At 62.5% G+C, this 13212-nt stretch carries 11 protein-coding genes; 6 read left to right on the forward strand and 5 right to left on the reverse strand.

Annotated elements, in window-relative coordinates:
- Positions 1 to 30: 30 nt before the first annotated feature.
- A complete protein-coding gene (locus CSQ95_RS11555; protein WP_070224383.1) occupies positions 31 to 1131 on the forward strand; it encodes a glycosyltransferase family 9 protein in 1101 nt (366 codons plus the stop codon).
- A gap of 15 nt (positions 1132 to 1146) precedes the next feature.
- Here the strand turns inward: CSQ95_RS11555 and CSQ95_RS11560 are convergent, their stop codons facing one another.
- The 4 genes from CSQ95_RS11560 to CSQ95_RS11575 form a co-directional block, all read right to left on the reverse strand.
- Complete coding sequence (locus tag CSQ95_RS11560) at positions 1147 to 1758, reverse strand: response regulator transcription factor (protein ID WP_099409616.1); 612 nt, start codon at positions 1756 to 1758, stop codon at positions 1147 to 1149.
- Positions 1745 to 3340 (reverse strand): ATP-binding protein, encoded by a 1596-nt coding sequence (locus CSQ95_RS11565; RefSeq protein ID WP_099409617.1) that lies wholly within the window; start codon positions 3338 to 3340, stop codon positions 1745 to 1747. Before CSQ95_RS11565 ends, CSQ95_RS11560 begins: the two co-directional genes overlap by 14 nt.
- 119 nt (positions 3341 to 3459) lie before the next feature.
- Positions 3460 to 4848, reverse strand: coding sequence for an ATP-binding protein (locus CSQ95_RS11570; protein WP_099409618.1), 1389 nt, complete (start codon positions 4846 to 4848; stop codon positions 3460 to 3462).
- On the reverse strand, positions 4845 to 5531 hold the full coding sequence (locus CSQ95_RS11575; protein ID WP_070224380.1) for a response regulator: 687 nt from the start codon (positions 5529 to 5531) through the stop codon (positions 4845 to 4847). Before CSQ95_RS11575 ends, CSQ95_RS11570 begins: the two co-directional genes overlap by 4 nt.
- 156 nt (positions 5532 to 5687) lie before the next feature.
- On the opposite strand from CSQ95_RS11575, the gene CSQ95_RS11580 reads away from it, so the two are divergent.
- The 4 genes from CSQ95_RS11580 (at position 5688) to CSQ95_RS11595 (ending at position 8546) form a co-directional block, all read left to right on the forward strand.
- The gene (locus tag CSQ95_RS11580) at positions 5688 to 6509 is read left to right on the forward strand and encodes a MipA/OmpV family protein (RefSeq protein WP_070224379.1); all 822 of its coding nucleotides are present in this window, start codon (positions 5688 to 5690) and stop codon (positions 6507 to 6509) included.
- A gap of 103 nt (positions 6510 to 6612) precedes the next feature.
- On the forward strand, positions 6613 to 7152 hold the full coding sequence (locus CSQ95_RS11585) for a universal stress protein (RefSeq protein WP_099409619.1): 540 nt from the start codon (positions 6613 to 6615) through the stop codon (positions 7150 to 7152).
- Between the two features lie 46 nt (positions 7153 to 7198).
- Positions 7199 to 8197 carry a VirK/YbjX family protein gene (locus CSQ95_RS11590; RefSeq protein WP_180279036.1) on the forward strand — a complete coding sequence of 333 codons (999 nt, stop codon included), beginning with the start codon at positions 7199 to 7201 and terminating at the stop codon, positions 8195 to 8197.
- Positions 8198 to 8315: 118 nt separating this feature from the next.
- The gene (locus CSQ95_RS11595) at positions 8316 to 8546 is read left to right on the forward strand and encodes a DUF6139 family protein (protein ID WP_099409621.1); all 231 of its coding nucleotides are present in this window, start codon (positions 8316 to 8318) and stop codon (positions 8544 to 8546) included.
- Between the two features lie 64 nt (positions 8547 to 8610).
- Here CSQ95_RS11595 and dnaE read toward each other — a convergent pair whose 3' ends face one another.
- On the reverse strand, positions 8611 to 12150 hold the full coding sequence (gene dnaE / locus CSQ95_RS11600; RefSeq protein WP_257218028.1) for a DNA polymerase III subunit alpha: 3540 nt from the start codon (positions 12148 to 12150) through the stop codon (positions 8611 to 8613).
- A 137-nt stretch (positions 12151 to 12287) separates the two neighbouring features.
- Between dnaE and CSQ95_RS11605 the strand changes: the two genes are divergently transcribed.
- On the forward strand, positions 12288 to 13196 hold the full coding sequence (locus tag CSQ95_RS11605; protein ID WP_099409623.1) for a sulfurtransferase: 909 nt from the start codon (positions 12288 to 12290) through the stop codon (positions 13194 to 13196).
- Positions 13197 to 13212 lie beyond the last annotated feature (16 nt).

The following is a 13212-nucleotide window of genomic DNA, read 5'->3' on the forward strand; positions in this document are numbered from 1 at the left end:
TCGAATGAATACCTGAAATCGTACTGATACATGACGCCCTTGATTCCCGCCGAACTGCTACAAAAGTCGGACAAAATTCTGTTCATCGCCCATCTGGCGCTGGGAGACTTCACCTACCTGCAAAACGGCTTCCGCGCCTTTGCCGCGGCCTACCCGCATATCCAGATCCACCTGTGGGTCGATGAAGTCCGACGCACGTCCGACGCCAAACAATGGGAAAGCTTGCGCACCTATTCGCTGTATGACTGGGTGGAACAGTCGGGCCTGTTTTCCAAGGTGTACCGCAAGACTTACAGCCCCGCGCTGTACGAAGAGTCGCTGCGCGAAGCCAAGGCGGAGCACTATCCTGTCGTCGTGTCGCTGGCCCACGTACGGCCACAGCAATATGCGGACCTTGCCCGCGCGATCAGCCCGCACGGGCTGGTGATCGGCACGCGCAAGCCGTTCAGCCCCTTACGCCCCTGGCATTACCTGGCCTACCGCAAGATCGATGCCGTGCTGGCCTCGTATGCGGGACAGGATGCCGGCGAACACCATATCAGCAGCGTGTATGCGGACTGGTTCCATCAATTGACGGGACTCGACATTCCCGTGGCCGAACGCTATCCCTTCGTGCACATTCCCGAGCACGCATTGCAGCAAGCGCAGGAGCAGCTGGCCGCCTGGGGCTTTGCCCCGCGCCAGGGTCCGCTCGTGCTATTGAACCCGTTTGCCAAGTCGCACAAGCGCGGCTGGCCCCTGGAGCGTATTGCCGAGCTGATCACGCGCATGCAAGCGATGCCGAAATGGCAGCATGCCTGCTTCCTGATCAATGCCATGCCGCAGGAACTGGCCAAGGTGGATGCCGTCGTGCAGGCGCACAACTTGCCGCGTACACAGGCCTTCAGTGCCGTCGACAACTTTTTCCAACTGCCGGCCATGCTGGCGCAATGCGACCTGATTATTTCGGTGGAAACATCGATCATGCATCTGGCAAACGCCGTGCATGTGCCCGTGGTGGCATTGATGCGCAAGAAGAATCCCGAATGGGCCCCCTTCGACAGCGCCAACAGCACCGTCATCACGGTGGCGCGGCGCAGCGACTGGGTCAAGGCAATTTCAAGCGATCAGGTATTGAAGGCGATCGCCTAGAGAACTCTTCCTCGGCTAGCCGGTGCCCAGCATGCTGATGCGCACCAGGTCGGCCACATTATCGACGCCCAGCTTGTCCATCAGGCGCGCCTTGTGCACTTCCACCGTGCGTACGGAAATACCGAGCGTCGGGGCGATATCGCGGTTGTGCTGACCCGTCACCACCAACTGCATCACTTCGCGCTCGCGCGGCGTCAAGGCGCGCAGCAAAGCGAGCCCTTCCACCTGGCGCTGCAACTGGCCGCGCGCATGCGCCTCGCGTGAAAATGCTTCATCGATGGCGGTCAGCAGCTTGTCGTGGTCAAATGGTTTTTCCAGGAAATCGCTGGCCTGCGCCTTGAATGCCTGGCGTGCCAGCGCCACGTCGCCGTGCCCCGTGATGATGATGATGGGCAGCATGCATTTGAGCTCCAGCAGGCGGCGCTGCAGGCTCAGGCCATCCATGCCCGACATGCGGATATCGATCAGCAGACAACCGGCCCACTCGGGCCGCCAGCTGTGCAGGAAATCCTCGCCGCAGGAAAACAGCGCCGTGCGGTAGCCACGTATGCCCAACAGCAAACCCAGCGCATCGCGCACGGCGGGATCGTCGTCCACGATAAACACCGTCAAATTACTTGTCACCATACTCTCCCTTGGCAGCTGCACCGGCGTGCGCCAGGGGCAGGATAAAACGAAAAATACCATGCTTGCCCACTTCGGCCCATAGCTGGCCGCCATGCGCTTCGACGATGCTGCGGCTGAGCACGAGCCCCAGCCCCAGGCCGCTGGCCTTGGTCGAGACGAACGGTTCGAACAGGCGTGCGGCCAGGCTATTGGAAATACCGGGCCCGCTGTCTTCCACGGACAGGCGCAGCCGGCCGCCCTCGAGCGGCTCGGCCGACACCGTGATGCGGCGCTGGCCGCGCGGCTGGCCCATCACCGCATCCTGTGCATTGGCCAGCAAGTTACGCAGTACCAGCTCGATTTGCAGGCGGTCCGCGTTGACGGCCAGCGGCGACGGCGGCGCCAGCACCAGCTCGATGCCATGCTCATGGAACAGCGGCGTGAACTGGCGCGCCAAGCCCTCGATCAAGGCGCTCGCCTCCACCGCCTTGAGCTGCATCGCGCCGGTGCGGAAAAAATCGCGCAGGCGGCGCACCACGTCCGCTGCGCGTCCCGATTCAACGATCATGTGTCCGATGGCGCTTTGCAGCAAGGCGCCGTTCTCGCCCCGTTCCAGCAGGTATTCGCATGCCTTGCCATAGGTCGACAAGGCCGTCAGCGGCTGGTTCAGCTCATGCGCGAGAGCGGCCGCCATTTCGCCGGCGGCCGCCAGGCGCATCGTGTGCTTCAGCTCGTCTGCCACCTGGCGCATTTCATCGACGACGATGCCGATAAAAAAGCCCACCAGCGCCAGCACGGCGTCGAGCAGTTGCAATTCATAAAACTGGATATCGACGGCATGCGTCCATTTCACCAGGGTAATGATGCATAACTGCAATACAAATACGGCCAGCACAGCGCCATGCAAGCCCTGGCGCGAGGCGGCCCAGATTACGGGGAGAAACAGGAAATAGAAATGCTTGTATTCCGAACGCACGATGGAACCGAAGAGGCTCCACAGCACGAAACTGGCCAGCGCCAGGTAAGCCAGGGTTTCCCAGCGCCAGACGGCGGCCCGCAGGCGCTCACGCCCGCGCTCGCTGAACAGCACCCAGATCAGCGGCATCGACACCAGCATGCCGACCGTATCGCCGATGCCGAAACGCCAGACGGCCGTGCCCCATTCGCTGGCCGGGATGCGCCCCGTGAGCGACAGCAATGAAATATAGCCGAGCGCATTGAGCACGGTGCCAAGCAGCACGATGAGAACCCAGGCGCTCAGGCGGCGCCGGTTGTCGAAGATGTCGCTGCTGCTGAAACTGCGGCGCAAGACTACGCCGATACCGCCATAGCCGAGCACCAGCCACGCCGAACAGAGCAAGGTCAGGGGCAGGCCAGCCGGCATGCCGCGCACCAGCACCTCGCCGGCCACCAGGGCGATGAACCATGGCAGCGCCGCCTTGCGGCCGTGGATCAGCCAAAATACCAGACCCAGCGCGGGATCGGGATTCCACGGAGTGATGTTCAGCCCGTACATTGGGTCGATATACGTGGCCCAGTCAAACAGCAGGTACAGGCCGACAAAGGCGGGATACGGCAGGTAGCGGGACAGGAAGGGGCGCATAACGGTGTTTTTTAAACTGTTCCGCATTATGCATCGCAAGCGTGCGCCACGCCATGCCATCTTGCGTTATAGGCACATGAAATAATTTTCAGGCAATATCGCAAAGCCTGCCAGTGCGGTCAGGCTACGGCCAGGGGCAAGCGCACCTCCACCAGCAAACCCAGGCCACCGTTAGCGCTGTGCAACTGAATCGTGCCGCCATGCTGGCGTACGACGGAAGCGACGATGGACAAGCCCAGGCCGCTGCCTGGCTGCGCCTGCTGCGGCGCGCGGAAAAAGCGGTCGAACACGCGGTCATACAGTGCCGGCGCGATGCCCGGTCCCTGATCGGCCACATGCAACACGGCCTGGCCCCGCTCCGCATGCAGCGACACCGTCACGCTGCTGCCGCGCGGACTGTACTTGATGGCGTTTTCCACCAGGTTGTCGATCAGCGACACCAGACTCTCGCGCTGTCCGGGCACGCTGAGCGAGACGCTGGCTTGCAATTCAAGCTCGATATCGCCCGCCTGGGCCAGGCCGGACAGGGCCGCCAGACGATCTTGCAGCAAGGTATCGAGCGCCTGCCGCCGCGGCAACTCGCCCGCGCCCGCCTGCACTTCACTGCGCGTCAGCTGCAGCAGCTGGCCCACCAGACGCGCGGCCCGGTTGCCGCTGTTCAAGATACCGTCCAGCAGCTCTTGCTGGCGCGCATCATGTACCTGGCCCTGCAAGGCCTCGACATTGACACGCATGGCCGCCAGCGGCGTGCGCAGCTCATGCGTGGCATCGGCGATGAAGCTGCGTTCGCGCGCAGCGCTGGCGTCGACCCGCTGCAGCAATGCATTGATATTGTCGACCAGTGCCGCCAGTTCGCCGTGCGGCGGCTTGAAGGTCAGCGGACGCAAATCCTGCGGCCCGCGCGCCGCCACCTCCTGCGCCAGCTTGCGCCACGGGCGCATGGCAAGGCGGATCGACAGCCAGGCCGGCACCAGCAGGAACGGCAAGCTGATCAGCAACGGCAGCAGATAGTAACCGCGTGAATTGATAGTGATGAACAATTGCCAGGCGCCTCCCGCTTCCAGCACCGTCACGCGCGTGCCGCCCTCGGCCAGGCTGCGGCTGCGCCAGGCCTGCCCCTTGATGTACACGACTTCCATCTGTTCCGGGCCGGCGCTGCGGATCCCGCTGGGCGCATCGGGCGACTTGTAGACCAGCTTGCCTTCGCGCCAGACCAGGATGCGCGGCGCCAGTTCCGGCACCTGCCCCGTTTCAAACTCCTCGCGCAGGGCTGCGTCGATGGCGCGCAAGCTTTGTTCCTGGCGCTGCGGCTGCTCGGCCAGGTTATCGGCCACGCTGATAATGGCATGCAGGACGCCGCGGCTGACAGTGCTCGCTTCATCCGCGCCCTCGACCAGCACATACGCCACGGCCAGGCTCCACACCATGGTCAGCATCAGCATTTGCGCCATCATCAGGCGGCGTACCAGGGTAGGCTGGCGCAGCATGGCCCAGAAACGCCCCATCATGCGCCGGCACCCGATGGGGTGGATGATTCGCCCTGCTGGTCGATGACATAGCCGACGCCGCGCACGGTACGGATATAGCCTTCGCCTATCTTGCGGCGCAGGTTGCCCATATGCACGTCAAGGGTATTGCTGGCATTGGCCAGCCCGCCGGGCAGGATATGTTCTTCCAGCACGCGGCGCGTGATGACCCGGTTGGCGCGCATCAGCAAGGTCTTCAGCAAGGCATATTCACTGGCCGTAAGCTCCACGGGCCGGCCATGCACGCTGACACGGCGCGTGGGCACCTGCAGCAGCAGGCCGCGCAACTCGATGGTGTCGCCGTCGAAGCCATAGCTGCGGCGCGCCAGGGCGCGCACGCGCGACAGCAGCTCGGCCAGCACGAAGGGCTTCACCAGGTAATCGTCGGCGCCGCCATCGAGGCCCCGCAAGCGCTGTTCCAGCGTGTCGCGGGCGCTGAGGATCAGCACGGGCAAGCGGGCCGCGCGCAGCCGGGCCAGCAAATCGAGGCCATCGCCATCGGGCAAGCCCAGGTCCAGCAGCACCAGCTCGCAACTGTCGTGCTCGATGCTGCGCGCCGCATCTTCCAGGCTGCGCACCCAGACCACTTGCATGCCCTGGTCGCGCAAGGCGATCCGCACGCCGTTGCCCAGGTCCATATCATCTTCAATCAGCAATATCTTCATGGTGGGTATTAAACCACCGCAAGCTGAAGAAAGGGTAAAGAAGCGCTCTTCATGCAATCTTAATAAAAGGCTCATTTTTCCTTCATGGCAAGGACAGATACTACCGGCAGTCAATCGAGCCACTCCGGACTCGGTTCTCATCTGACGGAAAACTCCATGCACGCACCCACAACCCTGCTGACCTCGCTGGCACTTGCCAGCGGCATGATCCTCAACCCGCTGGCCGCCGCGGCGGCCGAACCGCCGGCGGAAAATGTCTTCACCATCGGCGGCGGCGTCGCCGCCGTCTCCAGCTATTCCGGCGCCGACAAGTTGTCGGCCTCGCCGCTGATCATCCTCGATTACGCCATGGCCAATGGCCTGTTCTTCAGCACGTCGCGCGGCATCGGCTATGGCGGCCAGGCAGGCGCCTTCAGCTACAGCGCCGCACTGGGCTACCGCGGCAACCGCGAAGACCACAAGCGCACGGGCGCCAACGGCTGGGGCGGCAGCGATTACCTGAAGGGCATGGGCGAAGTCAAGGGCAACGCCAGCGCCCTGCTCAGTGCCGGTTATTCGCCTTTGCCGGGCCTGTCGCTGAGCGTCACGAGCGACATTCCCCTGTCGAACCGCGAAAATGGCGCGAACGTGCATTTCGGCGCCACAGGACAGATCTACGGCCGGGCCGATGCCAAGGGCGTGCAGCAAGACAGCGTGACCATCGGCGGCCAGCTGGGCTGGGGCGAGCGCAAGTACGTGCAGACCATGTATGGCGTGACGGCCACCCAGGCCGCCAATACCTCGTTCAAGCAATACACGCCCAAGGGCGGTTTCTATGAAGCGCAAGCCACCGTCAACTGGGAACACCGCTTCGATGCACGCTGGGGCATCAATACGCTGATCGGCGTCGAAAGCCGTCTGGGCGACGCGGCCAAGAGCCCCATCGTGCAGCGCAAGACATCGCCGATCGGCGCCGTGTATGTCACTTACCGCTATTAACAACACGCGAACATAAGGGAAACCCGTACGCTGTTTCGCCAATTTACAGCGGATACGGGCATGGATAAGATGACACGGTTTTTCCACCATAGCCATCTTTTCCATGCATGCATCGCGCCTTGCCCCGCAACGCCCCCGCGCCCCGGACAGCGCCGCGGGCGCCTGCGGCAAGCCGGGCCAGGATACCTTGCTGCTGCTCTTGCCCGTCAAGCGCGCCAGCGACATCATCTACGGTGCGCGCTACGCCAGGCGCCTGCAGGAATGGGGCATCAAAGTGTGCGTCTGCCTGTTGCACGTGACACCGGCGCCGCGACGCTGCGCCGATGGCCTGCCCCGGCACAGCGCCAATGAATGCGATGCCCTTGACCTGGCCACGCAGCACATGCTGCACGAGGCGGGACTCTACCTGAGCCGCTCTCATATCGATTTCAGCACCCACATTTTCGCCGGCGAGCTGCTGTTTGCGATCCTCGATACGGCTGAGCTATTGGGTTGCCACGAAGTCGTCTTGCCGGCGCGCAAGCAAGGCGGATGGCCGCGCCGGTTTTCGGGCGGACTGGCCGGCAAGCTGGCGCGGGGCAGCCGCGGCACCACCATCCTGCTGGCAAACCACGAGGGCGTCAGCAGCCCTGTACCCGTCTGAGCCGGAACGGCTTCGACGCTCCTCCTTTATCATGGACATGCGCACGATGATGCCAACTATTACCCTGTCTGACGGCTTGATGGCGATGCCGAGCGGCATGCGCCACTGGCGCGAACTGCTCAAGCTGCATCTGCGCGCCCGCGTGCAAAAGCGCCAAACCCGACTATGGCTGCAACTGCTGAACTCGCATCCGGTGTTTCATGATCTGGTACACGCCTATCCGCACATGATCCACAAGGTCTACCGGCCTTACCTGAGCCTGACCTTGAATTGCCACCAGCGCGTGGAATTGCTGGCCGAACACTACCATTTCATCTTGCAGCAAGGCTGGGGCAAGCTGATGGCTCAAGCGGCGCACGGGCCCGTACGCCTGGGTACAGTGGCGGGCAAGTCGGGCGCGTCCTACCACCTGCAACTGTGTTCGCTGCATCCGATGGACCGCGAAGGCGAGATGGTGCTGCAACTGATGGATGACGACGACGTGCTCTATTCGATCGCCTTTTCCTTCTTCGGCAGCCAGTTGCGCGCCACCCTGGGCATGCGCATCGGCTGCCTGCAAGGCCCGAAGGGCGAGGAAAGCGCACACCGCGTGCGCGAGGCAACGCGCGACTTGCACGGCATGCGTCCCAAGACCCTGATGGTGCGCCTGGTGCGCCAGCTGGGGTACGAACATGGCTGCCGCAAGATGCTTCTTGTCGGCAATATCAACCGCGCCGTGCACCACTCCGCCAAGAAAGGCCGTTTGTTCGCCGACTACAATGCGCTATGGCAAGAACTGGGTGCGCAAGTGCGCCAGGATGGCGATTTTGAGTTAGCGTGCGAAAACCTGCCCTTGCCGGCGCTGCAAGAAATTCCTTCCAAAAAACGCTCGGAAGCACGCAAGCGCCACGAATTGACGCTGGCCATGATCGCCAGCCTGCGCAGCGGCCTCGACGCCCATCGCAGCCCGATGCAAGCCGCCACGGCAGGTGCTGCGGCCGCCGCCAGCGAGGCGCGGCAAGCGGCCATGCTCGATGACGACGACTACGCTTCCGTTGTCGCCTGAGCGCCGCCCCCACCTGCGGCACACGCTACAACCCGTGCACGGCGCAATCCTGTTACGCTAGCGCTATCGGTACGCATTACGGTGCGCCGGTTCCCCCAACGCTTACTAGGAGGCATTCATGCGCGTAGACATCTACCGCCGGGCCGAGCACGACGGCATTTTTTCCTACCTCGCCGTGCCGGAAGGAAAACTCATTCCGGAAGAAGTGACCAATACCGACTGGCAGCTCGAAGTACGCGCCAGCGAAGTGGCCGACGATACCCAGATCTTGCCCGACTACCATATCGAACAGCCACACCAGCAGATCGCCGCCAAGGGCTATGCGATCACTGGCCTGAAAGACATGTAAACGTAAAAAAGCCAAACCAGCATGTCTGCGGTTTGGCTTTGTCGTATGCCACGAACGGTGCCGGTCAGTATTCGACCGCCACCTCTTGCGCACCCAGCATCTGCTCCAGCGCCATCTGCAATTCATCCGATGGCGCCACTTTCCACTCATCACCAAACTGCAGCACGCAGCTGACGCCTTGCGGGCTGACCCGCGCGGCGATCGGCAAGCCCGTCTCGGCCCGGTGCGGCATGATCACGTCTCGGATGCGCTTGGCGTCCAGGGTGGCCGGCAAGGTCAGGCCCAGCTGGCGCCCATATTGCACGCGCGCGGCGATGATGTCGAAGGCGCTCTCGGCCGTGATCCGCAAGCCGCCCGAAAAACGGTCTTCCGATACCTTGCCCACGACGGCCAGGAATTCATCTTCCTTGAAAATTTTCCGGTTGGCGTCGAACAGTTCGCCATACACCGTCACTTCCACCGTGCCGCTCTTGTCGTCCAGGGTGACGATGAGGATCTTGCCGCGCTGCGTCATCTGCGTGCGCAAGCCCGTGATGACGCCGGCCATCATGCGCGGCTCGCGCGACGGCGACAGTTCCGACAATTTCGTGCGCGCGAAACGGCGCGCCTCGGGCGCATACGAATCGAACAGGTGGCCGGACAGGTAGAAGCCCAGCGCGATCTTTTCTTCCGTCAGGCGCTGTTTATCTGTCCACACGGGCACCTTGACGTACTCGGGCGGCGCCACCATGTCGCTGTCGTCGCCGCCGAACAGGCTCACCTGGTTGGCCGCCTTGGCCGCCTGGTCGGCGCATTCCATGGCGAACGCCACGGAAGCAAGCAGGATGGCGCGGTCGACCTTCAGGCAGTCGAACGCGCCGCTGCGGATCAGCGACTCGATGGTGCGGCGGTTGATCTGCTTTTTATCCACGCGCTTACAGAAATCGAACAGGCTCGTGAATGGCCCGCCCGCCTCGCGCGCGGCGATGATGGCTTCGATGGCATTCTGGCCCGAGCCCTTCACGGCGCCCAGGCCGTAACGGATCTGCGTGACTTTCTTGCCGCTCACGGACGGCGGCGCGCCGCTCGGCGTGAAGCGGTAGTCCGATTCGTTGATATCGGGCGGCAACAAGGTCAGCTTGCAGATTTCCAGCGAATCTTCCACCAGGATCTTGATCTTGTCCGTGTCGTCCATGGCCAGCGACAAGTTGGCGGCCATGAAGGCCGCCGTGTGGTGCGCCTTCAGATACGCCGTGTGGTACGACAGCAGGGCGTAGGCGGCGGCGTGCGATTTGTTGAAACCGTAGCCGGCGAACTTTTCCATCAAATCGAAGATCTCGTCGGCCTTTTCCGCCGTCAAGCCATCTTTCGCCGCACCGGCGCGGAAGATCTCGCGGTGCTCGGCCATCTCTTCGGCCTTCTTCTTGCCCATGGCGCGCCGCAGCATGTCGGCGCCGCCCAGCGAGTAGCCGCCGACGATCTGCGCCATTTGCATCACCTGCTCCTGATACACCATGATGCCGTAGGTTTCGGACAGAATCGATTCCGTGCGCGGATCGGGATAATCGAAACGTTCACCGTGCTTGCGCTTGCAGAAGTCGGGAATCAGGTCCATCGGGCCCGGACGGTACAGCGCCACGAGCGCGATAATGTCTTCGAAACGGTCGGGACGCGCGTCTTTCAGCATGCCCTGCATGCCGCGCGACTCGAGCTGGAACACGGCCACGGTCTTGGCCTTGGTCAGCAAGTCGTACGACGGCTTGTCGTTCAGCGGCAAGGTCGCCAGGTCGAAGTTCGCCTGCGCGGGATCGAGCTGCTTGATGTAGCGCACGGCGCGGTCGAGGATGGTCAGCGTGGTCAGACCCAAGAAGTCGAACTTCACGAGGCCGACGGCCTCCACGTCATCCTTGTCGTACTGCGACACGACGCCCGAATCGCCGCCCTGCGTGTACAGCGGGCAGAAATCCGTCAGCTTGCCCGGAGCGATCAGCACGCCCCCCGCGTGCATGCCGATATTGCGCGTGATGCCTTCGACTTGCTGCGCCAGGTCCAGCAGCTGCTTGACCTCTTCCTCGTTTTCCAGGCGCTCCTTGAGCAGCGGCTCTTCCTCGATGGCATCGGCGATCGACACGGGTTTACCAGGCTTGAACGGAATCAGCTTCGAGATGCCGTCGCAGAAGTTGTAGCCGAAATCCATCACGCGGCCCACGTCGCGGATCGCGCCCTTGGCCGCCATGGTACCGAAGGTGGCGATCTGCGAGACAGCCTCCTTGCCGTACAAATCCTTGACGTGCTGGATGACGCGGTCGCGCCCTTCCTGGCAAAAGTCGATATCGAAGTCGGGCATCGAGACGCGTTCGGGATTCAAAAAGCGCTCGAACAGCAGGTTGTATTGCAATGGATCGAGGTCGGTAATGAGCAGCGAATACGCCACCAGCGAGCCGGCGCCCGAACCGCGGCCCGGGCCGACGGGCACGCCGTTTTCCTTGGCCCACTGGATAAACTCCGCCACGATGAGGAAGTAGCCGGGGAACTTCATGTTGCAAATCGTGTCCGTCTCGAACTTCAAGCGCGACTCGTAGCGCGGACGCTCCTTTTCGCGGCGCTCGGGATCGGGATACAGCTGGATCAAACGCTTTTCCAGGCCGGCCTGCGATTCGGCCACGAGGAACTGGTCGATCGTCATGCCCGGCGGCGTGGGGAAGTTCGGCAGTTGCGGCTTGCCCAGGGTCAAGGTCAGATTGCAGCGCTTGGCGATTTCCACGGAATTGGCCAGCGCGGCCGGGAGGTCGGCGAACAGTTCCTGCATATCCGCCTGCGACAAAAAGCGCTGGCTGTCATTGAAACGTTTCACCCGCTTGGCGTTGGCCAGCATTTCGCCTTCGGCGATACAGGTGCGGGCTTCGTGGGCAATGAATTCCTCAGGAGAAATAAATTGCACGGGATGCGTGGCGACCACGGGCAAGCCCAGCTTGGCCGCCAGCGCCACCGCATGGCGTACCTGCGCTTCCTGGTTGGCCTGGCCGCCGCGCTGGATTTCAATATAGAAATGGCCGGGGAAAATCTCGGCCCAGCGCTGCGCATTGCGTTCGGCCAGGGCCAGGTTGCCATTCTCGATGGCGATACCGACGTCGCCGAAATGCGCGCCCGACAGCACGATCAGGCCATTGGCCGCGCTTTCGCCCGGGTACAGGTCGTAGGTATTCGTCGCCAGCGCTTGCAGCCACTCGATGCGCAGCTCGGCACGCCCCTTGTACTGGTTCGTCAGCCAGGCCGTCGACAGCAGTTCGCACAGCTGCAGATAGCCCATGCGGTTCTTCGCCAGCAACAGCAGGCGCGACGGTTTTTCGCGGTTGTCGTCATTCGTGATCCACACGTCGACGCCGACGATGGGCTTGATGCCCTTGCCGCGCGCTTCCTTGTAGAACTTGACCATGCCAAACAGGTTCGACAGGTCGGTGACGGCCAGCGCCACCTGCTTGTCCTTCGCCGCCGCCTTGACCACGTCGTCGATGCGCACGAGGCCATCGACGATCGAGTACTCCGAGTGCACGCGCAAGTGGACGAAAGCCGGACCGGGCTGCATCGCTTGCTGTGAACCTGCCGGAGCGCCGGCCTCTTGCATTACCATTTCCATCCTGTGTACCGTTTCGTGCAAAATTCAATGGGGTCTATTCTACCGCGTCGCGGCCGCGGACCGGGTATCCTGCCTGGCCTGTCGGGCTTATAATATCGGCTGTTCAGTCTAAGCCGATCGCCATCATGCAAGCCATCACCCCAGCAACACCCGCCGTGTCCACCGCCGCCAGCCAGTCCGCCGCCACGTTTGTCAATATCGCCGCGTATAAATTCATCACGCTGGACGATACGGAAGCCATGCGTCCCTTGTATCAGGAGCAATGCCTGGCGCTGGGCCTGAAAGGCACGATCCTGCTGACACCCGAAGGCATCAACATGTTCCTGTCGGGCACGCGCGAGCATATCGACAGCTTCCTCGCCTGGGTGCGCAGCGACGAGCGCCTGGCCGATCTGGAATGGAAGGAAAGCTTGTCGAACGAGCAATCGCACAAACGCATGCTGGTCAAGCTGAAAAAGGAAATCATCACCATGCGCATGCCGCTGATCAAGCCGGAACTGGGCCGCGCCCCGTCCGTCGACGCGCACACGCTCAAGCGCTGGTTAGATGCCGGCGTCGACGATGCGGGCAAACCCGTGGTCATGATGGAAACGCGCAACGCGTTTGAAGTGGACGTGGGCACGTTCAACAACACGCTCGATTACCGCATCGACAAGTTTACGGAATTTCCGGCCGTCGCTGCCGCCCACAAGGACGAACTGGAAGGAAAGACCGTCGTCACCTTCTGCACGGGCGGCATCCGCTGCGAAAAGGCCGCCATCCACATGAAGGAAATCGGCTACGACAGCGTGTACCAGCTGGACGGCGGCATCCTGAAATATTTTGAAGAAGTAGGCGGCGAGCACTACACGGGCGACTGCTTCGTGTTCGACTACCGCACGGCCCTGAACCCGAAACTGGAACCGACGGAAACCGTGCAGTGTTTCGTCTGCCGCGCCGTCGTCACGCCGCGCCAGCAACTGGCGCCAGAATATGTGTATGAGGTGTCTTGTCCGCATTGTGTTATGCGGAAATCCATGCTCGAAGAGAACTGACAAAACCTGTCCGGAA

The sequence above is a fragment of the Janthinobacterium sp. BJB304 genome, assembly GCF_002735765.1.
GTDB lineage: Bacteria > Pseudomonadota > Gammaproteobacteria > Burkholderiales > Burkholderiaceae_D > Janthinobacterium.